Genomic DNA, 15,151 nt, shown 5'->3' on the forward strand with positions numbered 1-15,151 from the left:
CACGTGACAGTCCGGCCGAAACGTTCATCCCGCGTCGATGCGCTGACGGGACATCGCGGCGGGCCGCCGCGTGAAGTTCCGGGCGTCTCATCAGACCCGAAACGGATCTTCGCAGAGGAAGCCCGCCGCTAGATCGCGACAGAAGGCATAATCGGCGCCCGTCCGCAGGCCGCGGCCACATCCAACCTCGCCTCCGGCATGTCGGTTTGCTCGACCAACGATTTCAGCTCGACCCACGGCTTCAACAATATGCGTGTTCATGACCGGGGCATTGTGTAGGGAAATGCTCGACGACGACTTGATTTTGCTGCACAGACGTTAGAACCGTCTCACCACGGTCGGATAGAGGGAATCATCGATGGACGACACCGCCACTGAGCAGCAGCAGACCTTTATCGAGCAGGCGTCGGACATCGTCTCGGCGTATGTCTCGAACAATTCGGTGCCCATCAGCGAGTTGCCCGGTCTGCTCGCCGGCGTTCACGCCGCGCTGACGAAGCTTTCGGCCCCCGCGGCGACCGTGACCGAGACGGCCGACAAGCCGACGCCGGCCCAGATCCGCAAGTCGGTGACGCCGGACGCGCTGATCTCGTTCATCGACGGCAAGCCGTACAAGACGCTGAAGCGCCATCTGTCGCGCAACGGCCTGACGATCGAGCAGTATCGCGAGCGCTTCGGCCTGCCGCGCGACTACCCGTCGACGGCCGCGAGCTACTCGGCCCAGCGTTCGGAACTCGCCCGCAGCCTCGGCCTCGGCCAGCAGCGCCGCAAGTCCGCTGCTCCGGCGCCGGCGCCGGCTCCGGAGCCCGTCGCGGAGGTGGCCGAGAAGCCCAAGCGCGTGAGCCGCCCCCGCAAGGCCAAAGAAACGGCCTGAGCCCGGCCCCTCGGCCGGGCCCCTGGATCCCGGCCGGCCCGCAGCCCGCGTGCCGGCCGGATCACGCGAAGTCGGCGAGATCGTCGGCCACGTCGCCCGCAGCGACGTCCGTCTCGGCCCTGTGCCGCTCGACCGCTTCGGCCTCTTCGGCCGTCCCGGGTCGCGGCACCGGCCGCTCGGTCTCCGGATGCGCCTTGCCGGCCGCGTCGTCGGTGGATTGATCCGTCACCCGACCCGCCATGCTGCGCGCTCCCCGAACTTGAACTGGGAAGCAAAGCGCCAAAGCCCGTGCGTGTTCCGCCCCGCGAACACTCCCGCGAACACTGCGGGTGACCCCGCCGAAGCCCGGTCCGGCGCTCGTTCGCCTTCCTGAAGACGCTCTCCAGATCCCGTCGAAGGACGAGGCCGAGGGCCGCGACGGCACCGGCCTCGACGCGGCCCGTGCGGGCTGCGCCCGCGGGGGACGGATCGCGATGCGCCGCGTTGCACGTCCGGGCCGGCCGATCAGGAGCGGAATTTGGGCACTCGCTACGGGCTGGAGATCCGCGCTGCCGCGAGTCCCGACGCCGCCGGGCTCGCGGCCCTGTTGGGTGAGGCGGGGATCGCGGTCAGCGCCGCGGACCTCGCGACCCGGCTCGACGCCCTGCAACAGGACGGCGGCACCGCCCTCGTCGCCGTGGAATGGGGACCGCCGAGCGGCCTCATCACCGTGTCCCCCGTCCGGACCCTCGAGGCGCCGCGGCCCTTCGGCCTGATCACCAGCCTCGCGGTCGCGATCGAATCCCGCCGCCGGGGCATCGGCCGGGTGCTGCTGAAGGCGGCCGGCCGGGCGGCGCGACAGGCGGGCTGCGACCGGCTGCTCCTGGCCGCGGCGCCGGACCAGGAGGCTTTGCGCGCCTTCTGCAGGGCGGCCGGCTTCACCGATGCGGGGCAAATGCTCGCGCGGCCGCTGCTGAAGCGCGGCGCCGGAGAGGCCTGAAAGCCGCGACATCCTGGCCGCAGCCGACCGGGCCCATCGGGCGTTGTGACCGGAGACTGGAGTCCCCCCGATGACGCTGCGATCCGAGACCCCGCCGCCCCCAGCGAACCTGCCCTGCGATCCGCCACCGGATTCCGACGCGCCGACCGCCGCGCAGCTCAAGGGTGACATCGACAGCGGCCGCACCGCCGACAAGACCCCGCACATGGATATCGGCGCGGCCCCGCTCGGGACCTGCGAGGAGGCCGGCGGGACGCCGCCGACGCCCCAGGAGGTCCGGATCGCCCGGCAGAACGAGCGTGCCCCCTCGGAGCGGGCGGCGAAGGGCTACGTGCACCAGCGGCAGCCCTGGGTCCTGCCGCTCTATGTCGGCATCATCGTCGCGGCGGCCTTGGGGCTCGGCCTCGTTCTCTGGCTGACGCGCTGAGGCCGAAGCGGGGCCGCGCGCGGGCCACCATGATGCAGGACGGCACGGTCGCGGCGGAGGCGGTTTAAAGGTCGATTCACGTCGATGCGGTTAGCGTGACCTTACTGCAGTCTTGCGTAACCGATCCTCCATGCCCCCATCCGTCGATGCTCCGCCGGACCTGTCCGGGCTCCTCGAACTCTCACGCATCGAGAATCTCGATCTCAAGCCGGTGATCCTCCGGGTTCAGACCGACCTGTTCGTCCGGGCGGCGGCCCGGGACAGGACCGAGATCGAGATCTTCGAATCGCTCGCCTGCGGCCTGATCCCCACGGTGGATGAGGAGACCGCCCGGGTGGTGGCCCGCAAGCTGGCCCCCTGCCCCGAGACGCCGCCGGCAGTGCTGGAGGCGCTCGCGCTGCGCGGCGGCGAGGCCCGCGACGCGGTGGTGGAACTGGCCCCGACCCTGAGCCATCGCCTGATCGAGGCGGCCCTGGCCGAGGGATCGGATATCGCCGCCCGCATCGCCGCCCGGGCCGGGTTGAGCCGCGAGGCGGTGGACGAGCTCTCCCGCGAGGGCCGCCCCGAGATCGACCGCGCGCTGGCCGCCAATCTCGGCCACACCCTGCGGGGGGCAGCCCTGGCGCGGCTCGTGAACCGCGGCCGCGGCGCCCCCGACCTCGCCCGGCTCCTCCTGGTCCGGCCCGACGTCTCGGCCGCCGACCTCGTGCCCCTGTACCTGCACGCCGATCCGATCCGCCGCACGGTGATCGGCCGGGCCGTCGAGGCGACCGCCGCCCTGCGCCCCTGCCCACCGGCGCCCCGCGGCCTCGGCGAGACCCTGACCGGCCTGTCCGCCGCCCGCGACGTGCCGGCCTTCATGGCGGCCCTGGCCGACGGTCTCGGCCTGCCGCGCGATTTCCTGACCGTGGTCGCCGACGCCAGCGCCCGCTACGACCTCCTGACCCTGGGTTTGCGGGCTGCCGGCCTGCACGAGGAGGAGGCGGTCTACATCTTCCTGACCCTCAACCAGGGTGTCGCGCGCTCGGCCGAGCGGGTGGCCGACCTCGTCCGGCTGTTCCGCACCGTGAGCCGGCCAGCCTCCCGGGACCTGATCGCCGCGATCCTCGACCGGCCCCTCGCCGAGCGCGGGCGCGGCGAGGCCCATCAGCCGCTGCACGGCCCGGAGGCGAAGCTGCGCCAGGGCGCAGAGCGCGTCGCCGCGCAGCGCCCCTCCCTGCCGGTGCGCGCCCGGGCGGCGGGCGGCGGGGAGCCGGCCTGACGGGCCGGACGTCAGCGGGGATCCACGGGCGGATCGCGCTGCGGATCGGCGCCCCGCCAAGCAGGCTGCCGATCGGTCTCCTCGAGGGTGTCGGTTGAGGCCGTCGGCTCCGCGGCGCGGCGGCTCAGTTCGGCCATCAGGCCGCGGGCCAGGACGGCGCGCACCGCCCGCTCGCGGGCCTCGGCTGGCACCGCGTCAAGGGCCGCCGGCAGCGCCGCCTGGGCGCTGGGCACCGCGTCGGCGAGCCGTCTCGCCTCGGCGGCCGGATCCGTCCCGGCTCGCAGCAAGGCAAAGTAGGAGAGCACGCCGATCACCAGCGCGGCGCGCAGCAGGACGGTCATGAGACGATTCCTCCGCTCGAGATCAAGCGGAAGCATTCGACGGATTTCCTCAACCGGGCCTCAACCGACCCGAGCTTTTCCGCGCGATGGTGAATGAAGCTTGTCCGCAATCGGCTGGTTACCTCGCGGAAAGCATCCCGATCAATCGGACAAGTCCCGCAACACTCGTTTAAGCCGGCTCTGCGACCGTCCGGAAGTCGTTCGAAGTCGAACCGGAGGCGCGACGGATGCGGGAACGCATTCTGCGCGGCGCGTGCCAACCTTGACCATTAAGACTGTCCTGACGTCGTTGATCGACGACCGGCTCGCGGGTCTCGTCCACGAATCCGTGGCCGACAATGCGCCGGCCCGTGCGCGCCACCAGCGCTTCCTGGTGTCGCGGCTGGCGACCGGCGCCGTCATGATGGTCGGTCTGCCGCCCTATCTGCTCTGGCGCGGGGTGCCGTCCGGCTTCGAGGTCCTGGCGATCGCGAGCCTGCTGCTGCCGGTCTTCGCCGCCGTCCTGCTCGCCCGCACCGGGTCCCTCTGGATCGCCCACGCGGTCTCCTCGGCGGGCCTGACCGGCCTCGTCGTCGCCCTGGCGGGCGTCACCGGCGGCGCCACCTCGCCCGCCGCGGTCTGGCTGGTGGCGATCCCCCTGGAGGCGCTGGTCTCCGGCTCGCTCCGCGCGACGATCGCGGCCTCCGTCATGGCGGTTCTCGGCGTGCTGACCGTGGTGGCCCTCGGCGCCTGGGCCGGCGCCCTGCCGGTCATGGACATCTCGGCGGGGATCGCGCTCCCGGCCTTCGCGATCACCGCGATCGGCCATGTCGCCGCCCAGGCTCTGGAGCACATGCGCAACGAAGGCGTCTGGCGCGAGCGGCTGCGCGACAACGAGGCCCGCGACCGGCTGCTGCTCTCGGCGATCGACGATCTCGTGACCTGGCACGACCGCAACGGCCGCGTGCTGGAAGCCTCGGTCTCGGCCACGCGGCTGCTCGGCAGCGATCCGGCCCGGCTGCGCGGCCATGGGCTGCTGGAGCGGGTCCATGTCGCCGACCGGCCGGCCTTCCTCAAGGCGGTGAGCGACGTGGCGGCGACCGGGCGGCCCGCGACCCTGCCCCTGCGCCTGCACGTCGAGGCCGAGGCCGGCCGGCCCGACGGCGTGAGCCTGATCCACGCCGAGATGCGCGCCCACCGGATCGAGCACGGGCCGCACGAGGCCGCCATGGCGGTGGTGGCGGTCACCCGCGACATGACCGAGCACCACCGGCATGCCGTGGAGCTGGAGCGCGCCCGCGCCGAGGCCGAACGCGCCGACGCGATCAAGGGCCGGTTCCTGGCCAACGTGACCCACGAGCTGCGCACGCCGCTCAATGCGATCATCGGCTTCTCCGAGGTCCTGGCGGGCCAAGGCGCCGTCAGCCTCGGCCCGGACCAGGCGCGGGAATATGCCGGCATTATCGGCGCCTCCGGCCACCATCTGCTCGGCGTGGTCAACACGCTGCTCGACATGAGCCGGATCCAGAGCGGCAATTTCGACTGCGCCCCCGAATGCTTCGACATCGCAGGCCTGCTTCGGGCCTGCTGCGACCTGATGCGCCTGAAGGCCGACGCCGCCGGCATCGTCCTCACCGTCGCCCCGTCGGGCCCGGTGGAGATCACCGCCGATCCCGCCGCCTGCCGGCAGGTTCTGATCAATCTCATCTCGAACGCGGTGAAGTTCACCCCGCGCGGCGGCCGGGTCGACCTGTCCCTGCGCCGCGGCGCGGGCAGCCTGGACATCGTCGTGGCCGATACCGGCGTCGGCATCGGTACGGACGACCTGCCCAAGCTCGGGACCCCGTTCTTCCAGGCGGGCAGCGGCGGCTACAAGCGCCAGCACGAGGGGACCGGCCTCGGACTCTCGGTGGTGCAGGGCCTGGTCGGCTTGCACGGCGGCGCCCTGCTGATCGAGAGCGCCCCGCAGGCCGGGACCGTCGTGACCGTAACCCTGCCCCTCGTCTGCCCGGCTCCGGCGGCCGACCATGGGCCGGCCCCGATCCGCACCGCCGTGCGGGGCGCCCCGGTGTCGCGCCGCGTGGTGCGCCTGCCGCTCGGCCTGTTCGACGCGGAGCCGAGCGCCGCCTCGGTCCCGGCCGACCCGGTCCTGCGCCGCACCGCCTGATCGGCAGATCCCCCGGAAGGAGACATGATGTCAGGCTACCGCGAGATCACCGTACCGGGCGAACCCAGCCGCGCACGCCGTCCCGCGCCGCGCCGCGCCGCCGTCCAGGGCGACTGGCGTGCCGTCCTCGTCGGCGCGCTGAAGGCGACGGGCGCCACCTGCCGGACCAGCCCCGGCACCGTTCTCGGCAGCCTCGCGGCCCTCTGCGCGGCGGGCTTCGTCTGCGTCAACGCCCTCGGCTACCAGACCGGGCGCCATCCGGCGCCGATCCTGCCCAAGCTCGCCCAGAAGGCGCCTGCCGCGCGCGAGGCGGCCCCGGCCGCCAAGGAGCCCGTCCGGGAGGCGGCCCGGGATCCGGTGCGCGTCATCGATCCCGAACGCGTCGCCGCGCCGGCGCCCGCCAAGCCGGCGGCCCGGGACGCGATCGGCGAGCTGATCCGATCCGATGAGACCACCGCCTCGGTTACCCCGAAGGCGTCGCCGGTCCGCCCGGCCGCGAAGCCGGCTCCGAAGGAGACGAAGGACGCCGCCAAGACCGCCAAGCCCGAGAAGGACGGTGATCCGGTGATGCGGGCCCAGAAGGCGCTGTCGAAGCTCGGCTACGCGGTGAAGCCCGACGGCGCGATGGGACCGGGCACGCGGGCGGCGATCGAGAAGTTCGAGCGCAGCGCCAAGCTGCCGGTCACCGGCGAGGCGACGGGCCGGACCCTGCGCGAGCTGATGGCCCGGGCCGGCCACGGTTAGCGAGACAGGGCGGCACCCCCGCCGCGCTTGCGGCGCGGGTGCCGATCGGCGTGAGAGCGCGGAGGCGGGCCCTCAGTATTGCGTGCCGGTGAACCGGCAGATCGTCTTGCAGCGTGGACCGCCATTGGCCTGCCAGGACTTCGCGTGTCCGATCGATCCGGTCATGTCCTGCGTGGGATTACCCCCGGGTCGATGCACGACGATGTTGCAGCGATCCTGCGGCGTCCGCTGGTAGCGCGGGCAGGATGCGGAATCGCGGTTGCCCAGTAAATCCATGAGCGTCTCCGGACGGGCGTGGGCCGACGGCACAACACCGCACAGGCCGGCGACGATCAGCGCCGCAAGCGAGGTCATTCTCCACATCGGAGTGCTCCTTAAATCATCGTGAGATGCAAATTCGGGCGCCCTTTGCTCAGATAATCAGCGAACAATACTATAGATGTGCGTTGTCGCACATCGATCAATTCTATTTTAATCCCGATAAATACTCGATTTTCTGAAGGAATATTCCGCCGCCTGAACCGTTATGGAGATGCCGGGCCGTGCACCGGCGGTTGCCCGGACCGGCGCTTTCGCGCATGGCGGAGGACGCGCCACCCGGCGCTCGCAGGGTTCCGGATCCGGCTGATCCGCCGGGACACAGGCCCTGCGGCGAACGGATCCTCACAGGGCTACAGACGCATGCGCCTGCGCTCCGATTTCTGGGTTTCGGCCCATCTGCGGCGTCTGGATGTCGCCGGCATCCCGGCCGTGCTGCGGCGGCGCGGGTCCGCGGAGGCGGGTGCGATCTTCGTGAAGGTCGATCGGCTCGACGGCAGCGCCGACCTCTACGGACCGGCGCCGCAGGCCCTGTTCGAGGCCGAGGAGAGCGGCGACCGCCGTTTCGCCGGGATCGTCACCGGCGGCAGCCCGCTCGACGTGGAGGAGCGCCTGACAAAGGAGATCCGGTTCGATTCCGATCTCTGGATCATCGAGATCGACGACCGCCAGGGGCGGCATTTCCTGGACTTGGCGGAGTGATGGAGGGCCGCGCCCGGTCGGGCTGCGCCTGACGGAGGGCCCTCCCACACATCGCCCGCATCCTGAGGTGCTGCGCAGCGGCCTCGAAAGAGCCCTCCGGGGATCGCGCGGCTGGCTGTAACCCTCCTTCGAGGCCTCTGCTGCGCTCCGGCCCCTCAGGATGAGGGGAGGGCCGGAATGACCGAAGGCCAGAACGCCGTGTCCCGTGACGCGAGGCGCTCCGGGGGAGCGGCTCCAGCGCCCGCTCGCCGTCGTTGCGAACGCAGCGAAGCAATCCAGCGACGCCACGGCCGCCGATGTCGCGCGACCTCAATCGCTTCGCTGCGCCCGTGATACCGGGGCGGAGCGAAGCGACGGCGCCCGTCAGCCCTCGATGATGCGCTCGTCGAGCTTGCGGTCGACGGTCTCGACGGTGCGGTCGATCTCGGCGTTCGGATCACCGAGCTGGTGCGAGATCAGCTTCACCAGCAGGTCGACGCGCTCGATGTAGGGCGCACCGTTGGCGACCGCGCGCGCCGCCGAGGACGGCTTCAGCAGGCTCTCGGCCGCCTTGGCGTATTTCTCGAACGGCACCTGATCGGCCGGATCGGCGCCGAGCTTCCGGGCGATCCCGTCGACATGGTCGTAGATCGCCCGCGAGCGCGCGAGGTCGCCGTGGACGGCGTCGTGGATCGATTGCGGCGCGCCCGGGGTGATGCACCGGTAATTGCCGGTGAGCAGCATCGACCACTTGGCCAGCGGCACGAACAGCGAGTCGAACACCTTCAGCTTCACCGGCACGTCGTGCCCGTCGAGGCGCACGGCGTCGATGTCGGCCTCCAGCTCGCGGAGAAGCGTGTTGTGCGCCTCGTCGGCGAAGGTCGCGGCCTTGAAGTTGGTCGGCAGGCCGACATGGAGGACGTTGGCCTCCTCCTCCGGCGGCCGGAAGGCCTGCGGGTCGGGGGAGCAGAGCGACACCAGCCCCGGCTCGAACCGGTCCCAGACGCCGGCATTGGTGTAGGCATCCTCAAGATCCATGGCGGCGAGCGCCGGGATCCGCTTGAGGTAGGGCAGCGGCGGCATGTTCATGATCGACAGGCACGGCAGCTTCGCCGCCGCGATCTTGATCATCAGGACGCGGATCGTGTGGTTGTTGTACTGCGGCTCCTGCATGGCGAGGCCGACGAGGTCGTAGCGCGACACGTCGACGTCTTCCGGCGGCATGGCGTCGACCTTGCCGGGCAGGTCGCGCGAGTGGATCGCGCGGTGCTCCTTCTCGTCGCGGAGCTTGATGCGGACCTCGGTGCCCTCGCGGTTGATCAGGTCGGCGGTCTTCCTGCGGCAGACCAGGGTCACGTTGTGACCGGCCATCAGGAGCTTGGTCCCCAGGAGCGAGCCGTAGGAGGCCCCCAGGATCAGGATGTTTCTGGCCACGTCGTTCCTCCCCAGCATTGAAGACTGCTGTTGTGTTGTCTGGCTGCGGGGAACAGCGCGTCCACGCCACGGCCCCATCGCACCGCCGATGGATGGCAGCCGGGCGGGCGGAACGCAAGCCTTCTGGTATACCTAATCCCAAACCCGTTGTGACGCCCCGCCGGTGACAGGCGAGGCGAATCCTATCCCCACAGCTCCGGCGTGGGCGGGTGCATCAGGCTACCGTCGTAGCGGAGCGGCGGGTCGCGGTCGCGGGCGAGCAGCAGCGGCCCGTCGAGATCGACGAAGTCGGCCCCCTCGGCGAGGAGCGCCGCCGGCGCCATGCCCAGCGAGGTGCCGAGCATGCAGCCGACCATGATCGCGAGCCCCCTCCCCTTCGCCTCGCGGGCGAGCAGCACCGCCTCGGTCAGGCCGCCGGTCTTGTCGAGCTTGATGTTGATCGCGTCGTAGCGCCCGGCGAGCGCGTCGAGGCCGGCGCGGTCGTGCAGGCTCTCGTCGGCGCAGACCGGGACCGGATGCGCGATCTCGGCGAGCAGGGCATCGGCGTCGGCCGGCAGCGGCTGCTCGATCAGCGCGACGCCGGCCTTCAGGCAGGCGGCGAGGTTGGCCTCGATGGTCTCGGGCCGCCACGCCTCGTTGGCGTCGACGATCAGCCGGGAATCGGGCGCGCCGGCCCGGACGGCGGCGATGCGCTCCGGATCCCCTACCCCGCCGAGCTTGACCTTGAGCAGGGGCCGGTGGGCCGCCTTGCGGGCGGCCTCTTCCATGCTCTCCGGCGTGCCGAGGCTCAGCGTGTAGGCGGTGATGACCGGCTGCGGCGCCGGCAGACCGGCGATCGCCCAGGCGGGGCGGCCCTGGAGCTTCGCCTCGAGGTCGAACAGCGCGCAGTCCAGGGCGTTGCGCGCCGCCCCCGCTTTCATGCGGGTCATCAGCGCATCGCGCCCGATCCCGGCCGCGATCGCCTCCGCCTGCCCTTCGATCAGCGCGCTGACGCTCTCGACGCTCTCGCCGTAGCGCGGATAGGGCACGCACTCGCCGCGCCCGACCGTGTCGCCGTCCGTGAGCGTCGCCACCACGACGGCGATCTCGGTGCGGCTGCCGCGGGAGATCGTGAAGGCGCCGGCGATCGGGAAGCGCTCGACGGCGAGGCTCAGGCGACGGGCCATGTCAGATCTCCGGGAACTCGGCGACGATCCGGTCGACCAGCCCGTCGACGCCGAAGCGCACCGGGTCGGTGGCGGGCAGGTCGTGCTCGGACGCGAGCGTCTCGAGGAGCGCCCGCGCCTCGCCCTCGGCAAGCGCCTGGGTGTTGACCGCGATGCCCACCGGCCTGATCGCCGGGTTGGTCAGGCTGCCGAGCTGGACGGTCAGGTCGATCACCTGGCGGATGGTGGGGAGCGGGTGCTTCACGCCGCGCATCGTGGTGCGGGTCGGCTCGTGGCAGACCACGAAGGCGTCGGCCTGGGCGCCGTGCAGCAGGCCGAGGCTCACCCCCGCGAAGGACGGGTGGTAGAGCGAGCCCTGGCCCTCGATCAGGTCCCAGTGGTTGGAGGCCGCCTCCGGCGAGATCGTCTCGACGGCGCCGGAGATGAAGTCGGCCACCACGGCGTCGATGGCGACGCCCCGGCCGGAGATGAACACGCCGGTCTGGCCGGTGGCGCAGAAATCGGCGTCGAGGCCGCGTTCGCGCATGCCGCGCTCCAGGGCGAGCACGGTGTACTTCTTGCCGACGGAGCAGTCGGTGCCGACGGTGAGCAGGCGCCGGCCCGACCGCTTGGTGCCCTTGCCGGTGGGGAAGCGCTCGTCGGTGTGGCGGACGTCGTGGAGCTGGCGGTTACGCCGCGCGGCGGCCTCCGCGATGGCCGGAATCGTACCGAGCTTGACGTGCAGGCCGCTCGCCACGTCGAGCCCGGCCTCGATCGCCGCGACGATCTCCTTGACCCAGTGATCCGGCAGCACGCCGCCGGCATTGACGACGCCGATCACAAGGGTCCGGCAGCCCTTCGCCAGGGCCTCGGGCAGTGTCATGTCGGGGATGCCGAGATCGGCGGCGCAGCCCGGCAGGCGCATCTGGCCGACGCACCATTCGGGGCGCCAGTCCTTGATGCCGTAGGCGGTCTTGGCCGCCAGCGTGTCGGGCACGTCGCCCAGGAACATCAGGTAGGGCGTGGCGATCTGCATCGGTCGAGCAACCTTCTCCGGGAGGCCGGCGGACCGTCTATGCGGGATCGCGGGCGCCGGGCGCAATGCACGAGACCGGCCAAGCGGGTGGACGCGGCCGCCGTCGCGGGCATGACCGGGTTGCGCCATCCGGAAGGGACGCCCCTCCGACCCTCTCCGCAACCCGAGGTGCCGCAGCGCAGGGAGGCCGCGAAGGAGGCCTCCAGGGCTCGCGCGGCTGGCTCGAGGGCTCCTTCGAGGCCCGCTCACGCGGGCACCTCGGGATGAAATCGCGTTGGGGAAAGCCGATCTCACCCCTGCGGCGCCTGGTGTCCCCGTTCAGGCGGCGCGTCGTCGCGCCACCCCCGCCTCGTTGGCCACCGCGCCCACCGGCGACTGCACGCCGGTCGCCCGGACCATCCCCTCGACGCCCGCCAGAGCGCCCGCGCGCAGCTCGAGACCGAGGAAGCGCTCGCGCTCGAACGGCCCCGGCAGGGTCAGGCCCTCCGCGAGCGCCCGGTCGAAGCCGAAGCGGGCGTAGTAGGGCGCGTCGCCGACCAGCAGCACGGCGCCGTGGCCGAGGGCCTCCGCCCGGCCGAGGGCCGCCTGCATCATCACCGAGCCGAGCCCCTGCCCCTGGATCGCCGGATCGACGGCGAGCGGGCCGAGCAGCAGTGCCGGGCGAGCGAGCCCGGCCTCGACGTGCCACAGCCGCAGGGTGCCGACGAGGCGGCCGCCCCGAATCGCCGCGAAGGCGAGGCCGCGGGCCGGCCGACGGCCTTCGCGCAGGCGCTCCGAGGTCTTGGCATGGCGGTTGCCGGGAAAGCACGCGTCGAGCAGGCGCTCGCGCGCCGGGACGTCGTGGACATGCTCCGCGCGGATCTCGATCATGGCTGTGCCCTCCCCGGGCCGGCAAGCGGGAGAAGCGGTGGGTTCCGACGGACGGCCGAAGGCGATCCGTCGATGCGACAGCGGGAGATCGCCCCCGGCAGCGACACGCTGCCGGGAGGTTCTGCAGCAGGTCAGATGACGATCTGCTGAAGGGGCGGGAAGCCGTTGAAGGCCACCGCCGCGTAGGTGGTGGTGTAGGCGCCCGCACCCTCGATCAGCACCTTGTCGCCGATCGAGAGCGAGACCGGCAGCGGATAGAGCTGCCGCTCGTAGAGCACGTCCACCGAGTCGCAGGTCGGCCCGGCGATGACGCAGGGCTCGGTCGCGTCGCCGTCCCGGGCGGTGCGGATCGGGTAGCGGATCGCCTCGTCCATGGTCTCGGCCAGCCCGCCGAACTTGCCGATGTCGAGGTAGACCCACCGGACCTCGTCGGCGTCCGCGGACTTCTTCGACACGAGCACGACCTCGGCCTCGATCAGGCCGGCATTGCCGACCATGCCGCGGCCCGGCTCGATGATCGTCTCGGGGATCTGGTTGCCGAAATGCTTGGTCAGGCCCCGGAAGATCGCCTCGCCGTAGCTCTCCACGCCCGGCACCGCCTTGAGGTACTTGGTCGGGAAGCCGCCGCCGAGATTGACCATCGACAGGCCGATCCCGCGCTCCGCGCACTCGCGGAAGATCGCCGCCGCGGAGCCGAGCGCCCCGTCCCAGGCCTCGGTGTTGCCCTGCTGCGAGCCGACATGGAACGAGATGCCGTAGGCCTCCAGCCCCTGGCGATGGGCGTGCTCCAGCACGTCCGCGGCCATCTCGGGCACGCAGCCGAACTTGCGCGAGAGCGGCCAGTCGGCGCCCGCGCCGTCGCACAGGATGCGGCAGAACACCCGGATCTCGCCGGTCGGCACGTCCGTGGCCACGGCGGCCCGGGCGATCTTCTCGACCTCGGCCTGGCAGTCGACCGCGAACAGGCGGATGCCGAGCTTCAGGGCGCGGCCGATGCAGCGCTCCTTCTTGATCGTGTTGCCGAAGGAGATCCGGTCGGCGGTGGCGCCGGCGGCCAGCACCATCTCCATCTCGGCGACAGAGGCGGTGTCGAAGCAGGAGCCCATCTCGGCGAGCAGCCGCAGCACCTCGGGGGCCGGGTTCGCCTTCACGGCGTAGAACACGCGGGTGTCCGGCAGGGAGCGCGCGAAGGCGGTGTAGTTGTCACGCACGACGTCGAGATCGAGGACCATCACGGGGCCCTCGTCCTGACCGAGGTCGCGGCGCACGCGCAGGAAGTCACGGATGCGGTCGGTCATAGTCGTCTCCCGGCACGGGTTCGCGAGCGCCCTACGCGGGGCGCGCTGTCGAAGATGACGGCCAGGACTGGCCGTCGGCGTCAGGGGGCGATGCGTCGCGCGGACCCACGCGCTTTGGAGACGCGTGCGTCAGTGCGGGCGCAGAGCACCCGGAAGCTGCCGTGGATTGGAAGGGATGACCCCCACCGCACGCCGGGCAAAGAGAAACAAGCCTCTTCGGTGCCGGCCTGTGGAGGGCCGACGAGACCAAAAAAGCCCGTTCGTCGTTGCTTTAAGCTGCGTCCCCCGTGGAGAGCGGGGTTCGCCGGTTTCGCCTCCGGCTGCCGGTTGTTGTCGGGGTCCGGTGTTGCCACCTGGATGCCGGCCGTAGGGATCCACCCTTGCGACCATCGATCCTTTAAGACCCCTGGCGGCTGTCCGGCAGTTGACCGGATGCCCACCAACCGACACGCGGCCACAGGCACGTGCGAAATTGGGCACGGCGCATATACGGAGACAGGCCCGGCCCGGCAAGGGGAAGACGCCCCGGACCGCCCGCTTTTCCGCCCGGAATCCACACCCCGTGCGGCCCGTTGCAAAAACGACGCAGCCCGACCGGGCCGAAGGCGCCGTGCGGGCTTCCCAAGCGGGGCGGAAGCGGGCATCTGACCGGAGCGGGCAGAACACGCAGGTAAGCAAGCGATGGCCGGGCCGACCAGATCCACCGCGACGGCGCGGGCGTGAGCGCCCCCCTGCGCAACCCGGTCGGCGACGGGCTCCCCGAGCCGACGATCCGGACCGCCACGCTCGCCGATCTCGACGCCCTGGTCGCCCTGGAGCACGCCGCCTTCGCCACAGACCGGGCGGAGCGCCGGGCGATCCGCCACGCGATCCTGTCGCCCACCATGGACGTGCTGGCGGCGCTGATCGACGCGCCGGATGCGGACCCGACGCCGGTCCTCGTCGGCGCCGCGGTGCTGGAGCGGCGGCGCAGCAGCCGGATCGCCCGGCTGGCGTCGATCGCGGTGGCGCCGAATCGCGGCGGCCTCGGCCTCGGCGGCCGACTCCTCGACGCGGCGGAGGCGCAGGCCCGCAGCCAGGGCTGCGACCGGCTCCGGCTGGAGGTGCGCGCCGACAACGGCGCCGGCATCCGCCTCTACGAGCGCCGGGGCTATACCCGCTTCGCCGTGCGGCCGGACTATTACGAGGACGGGATGGAAGCCTGGCGCTACGAGCGCGGGCTGTAGGCGTCGCGCAGGGCTGCCGCCGATACGCGGGCCGCCTGCGGGCCGGCAGCCATCACGTTGACATCCGGATGCGATCGAAGCCGTCCCCTCCCGCGGCCCTGTTCGTCATCACGAGGGGACGCGGCGGCCCGACGGGCAGGACACCGAGCAGGACGCCGAGCAGGCGAGCGCCGCCCGAGACTGCTTCACCGCACGCTCCCGCAGGGCGCCGGCAGGCCGGCCGCGCTCGGCCTCGGGCCGTTCGCGGATGCGACCGCAGGGCGCCAGATCCGCCTCGCGCCGTTCGACCGCGGGGAGCAGCCCCGCCGCGCCGCCCAGGCCACGCTGATTTCAGCGCCCATAAATTCGGCACAACCCCCGTAAATTGACTC

16 protein-coding genes are annotated in these 15,151 nt (G+C 71.8%); 8 read left to right on the plus strand and 8 right to left on the minus strand.

Going from position 1 to position 15,151, the window contains the following annotated elements; all coding sequences use genetic code 11:
• Window positions 1–358: 358 nt before the first annotated feature.
• A complete protein-coding gene (locus tag A3862_RS08200) occupies window positions 359–874 on the plus strand; it encodes a MucR family transcriptional regulator (RefSeq protein ID WP_043355409.1) in 516 nt (171 codons plus the stop codon).
• 61 nt (window positions 875–935) lie between these two features.
• On the opposite strand, the gene A3862_RS08205 is transcribed toward A3862_RS08200, so the two are convergent.
• The gene (locus tag A3862_RS08205; RefSeq protein WP_043355407.1) at window positions 936–1,115 is read right to left on the minus strand and encodes a hypothetical protein; all 180 of its coding nucleotides are present in this window, start codon (window positions 1,113–1,115) and stop codon (window positions 936–938) included.
• A gap of 276 nt (window positions 1,116–1,391) precedes the next feature.
• Between A3862_RS08205 and A3862_RS08210 the strand changes: the two genes are divergently transcribed.
• From A3862_RS08210 to A3862_RS08220, 3 genes are all read left to right on the plus strand, one after another.
• A complete protein-coding gene (locus tag A3862_RS08210; RefSeq protein ID WP_043355405.1) occupies window positions 1,392–1,853 on the plus strand; it encodes a GNAT family N-acetyltransferase in 462 nt (153 codons plus the stop codon).
• Window positions 1,854–1,923: 70 nt separating this feature from the next.
• Window positions 1,924–2,280 (plus strand): hypothetical protein, encoded by a 357-nt coding sequence (locus A3862_RS08215; RefSeq protein WP_043759899.1) that lies wholly within the window; start codon window positions 1,924–1,926, stop codon window positions 2,278–2,280.
• Window positions 2,281–2,410: 130 nt separating this feature from the next.
• Window positions 2,411–3,541, plus strand: coding sequence for a DUF2336 domain-containing protein (locus tag A3862_RS08220; RefSeq protein ID WP_043759897.1), 1,131 nt, complete (start codon window positions 2,411–2,413; stop codon window positions 3,539–3,541).
• Window positions 3,542–3,552: 11 nt separating this feature from the next.
• Here A3862_RS08220 and A3862_RS08225 read toward each other — a convergent pair whose 3' ends face one another.
• Complete coding sequence (locus A3862_RS08225) at window positions 3,553–3,882, minus strand: hypothetical protein (RefSeq protein WP_043355398.1); 330 nt, start codon at window positions 3,880–3,882, stop codon at window positions 3,553–3,555.
• A 253-nt stretch (window positions 3,883–4,135) separates the two neighbouring features.
• Between A3862_RS08225 and A3862_RS08230 the strand changes: the two genes are divergently transcribed.
• Together A3862_RS08230 and A3862_RS08235 are read left to right on the plus strand one after the other, a co-directional pair.
• Complete coding sequence (locus A3862_RS08230) at window positions 4,136–6,028, plus strand: sensor histidine kinase (protein ID WP_043759894.1); 1,893 nt, start codon at window positions 4,136–4,138, stop codon at window positions 6,026–6,028.
• Window positions 6,029–6,055: 27 nt separating this feature from the next.
• Window positions 6,056–6,772, plus strand: a complete 717-nt coding sequence (locus tag A3862_RS08235; protein ID WP_043355396.1) for a peptidoglycan-binding domain-containing protein — start codon at window positions 6,056–6,058, stop codon at window positions 6,770–6,772.
• Window positions 6,773–6,844: 72 nt separating this feature from the next.
• On the opposite strand, the gene A3862_RS08240 is transcribed toward A3862_RS08235, so the two are convergent.
• Window positions 6,845–7,135, minus strand: a complete 291-nt coding sequence (locus A3862_RS08240) for a hypothetical protein (RefSeq protein ID WP_043355394.1) — start codon at window positions 7,133–7,135, stop codon at window positions 6,845–6,847.
• A 318-nt stretch (window positions 7,136–7,453) separates the two neighbouring features.
• On the opposite strand from A3862_RS08240, the gene A3862_RS08245 reads away from it, so the two are divergent.
• Window positions 7,454–7,792, plus strand: a complete 339-nt coding sequence (locus tag A3862_RS08245) for a DUF1491 family protein (RefSeq protein WP_043355392.1) — start codon at window positions 7,454–7,456, stop codon at window positions 7,790–7,792.
• Window positions 7,793–8,155: 363 nt separating this feature from the next.
• On the opposite strand, the gene A3862_RS08255 is transcribed toward A3862_RS08245, so the two are convergent.
• From A3862_RS08255 to A3862_RS08275, 5 genes are all read right to left on the minus strand, one after another.
• Entirely contained in the window at window positions 8,156–9,205 is a 1,050-nt protein-coding gene (locus A3862_RS08255; protein ID WP_043355391.1) for a ketopantoate reductase family protein, read from the minus strand.
• Window positions 9,206–9,387: 182 nt separating this feature from the next.
• Complete coding sequence (gene dgcA, locus A3862_RS08260) at window positions 9,388–10,371, minus strand: N-acetyl-D-Glu racemase DgcA (RefSeq protein WP_043759890.1); 984 nt, start codon at window positions 10,369–10,371, stop codon at window positions 9,388–9,390.
• A gap of 1 nt (window position 10,372) precedes the next feature.
• The gene (gene dgcN, locus A3862_RS08265; protein ID WP_043355388.1) at window positions 10,373–11,386 is read right to left on the minus strand and encodes an N-acetyltransferase DgcN; all 1,014 of its coding nucleotides are present in this window, start codon (window positions 11,384–11,386) and stop codon (window positions 10,373–10,375) included.
• 318 nt (window positions 11,387–11,704) lie between these two features.
• Complete coding sequence (locus A3862_RS08270) at window positions 11,705–12,256, minus strand: GNAT family N-acetyltransferase (RefSeq protein ID WP_043379117.1); 552 nt, start codon at window positions 12,254–12,256, stop codon at window positions 11,705–11,707.
• 131 nt (window positions 12,257–12,387) lie between these two features.
• Complete coding sequence (locus A3862_RS08275; RefSeq protein WP_043355385.1) at window positions 12,388–13,554, minus strand: type III PLP-dependent enzyme; 1,167 nt, start codon at window positions 13,552–13,554, stop codon at window positions 12,388–12,390.
• A 719-nt stretch (window positions 13,555–14,273) separates the two neighbouring features.
• Between A3862_RS08275 and A3862_RS08280 the strand changes: the two genes are divergently transcribed.
• Window positions 14,274–14,780, plus strand: a complete 507-nt coding sequence (locus tag A3862_RS08280; RefSeq protein ID WP_043355384.1) for a GNAT family N-acetyltransferase — start codon at window positions 14,274–14,276, stop codon at window positions 14,778–14,780.
• Window positions 14,781–15,151 lie beyond the last annotated feature (371 nt).

It is taken from the genome of Methylobacterium sp. XJLW, assembly GCF_003254375.1.
GTDB classification, from domain to species: Bacteria; Pseudomonadota; Alphaproteobacteria; order Rhizobiales; family Beijerinckiaceae; genus Methylobacterium; species Methylobacterium fujisawaense.

Coding starts and splice junctions, on each gene's coding strand:
- dgcA (WP_043759890.1), bottom strand. CDS start 10,371: ATGGCCCGTCGCCTGAGCCTCGCCGTCGAGCGCTTCCCGATCGCCGGC.
- A3862_RS08235 (WP_043355396.1), top strand. CDS start 6,056: ATGTCAGGCTACCGCGAGATCACCGTACCGGGCGAACCCAGCCGCGCA.
- A3862_RS08215 (WP_043759899.1), top strand. CDS start 1,924: ATGACGCTGCGATCCGAGACCCCGCCGCCCCCAGCGAACCTGCCCTGC.
- A3862_RS08205 (WP_043355407.1), bottom strand. CDS start 1,115: ATGGCGGGTCGGGTGACGGATCAATCCACCGACGACGCGGCCGGCAAG.
- A3862_RS08200 (WP_043355409.1), top strand. CDS start 359: ATGGACGACACCGCCACTGAGCAGCAGCAGACCTTTATCGAGCAGGCG.
- A3862_RS08245 (WP_043355392.1), top strand. CDS start 7,454: ATGCGCCTGCGCTCCGATTTCTGGGTTTCGGCCCATCTGCGGCGTCTG.
- A3862_RS08270 (WP_043379117.1), bottom strand. CDS start 12,256: ATGATCGAGATCCGCGCGGAGCATGTCCACGACGTCCCGGCGCGCGAG.
- A3862_RS08240 (WP_043355394.1), bottom strand. CDS start 7,135: ATGTGGAGAATGACCTCGCTTGCGGCGCTGATCGTCGCCGGCCTGTGC.
- dgcN (WP_043355388.1), bottom strand. CDS start 11,386: ATGCAGATCGCCACGCCCTACCTGATGTTCCTGGGCGACGTGCCCGAC.
- A3862_RS08275 (WP_043355385.1), bottom strand. CDS start 13,554: ATGACCGACCGCATCCGTGACTTCCTGCGCGTGCGCCGCGACCTCGGT.
- A3862_RS08225 (WP_043355398.1), bottom strand. CDS start 3,882: ATGACCGTCCTGCTGCGCGCCGCGCTGGTGATCGGCGTGCTCTCCTAC.
- A3862_RS08220 (WP_043759897.1), top strand. CDS start 2,411: ATGCCCCCATCCGTCGATGCTCCGCCGGACCTGTCCGGGCTCCTCGAA.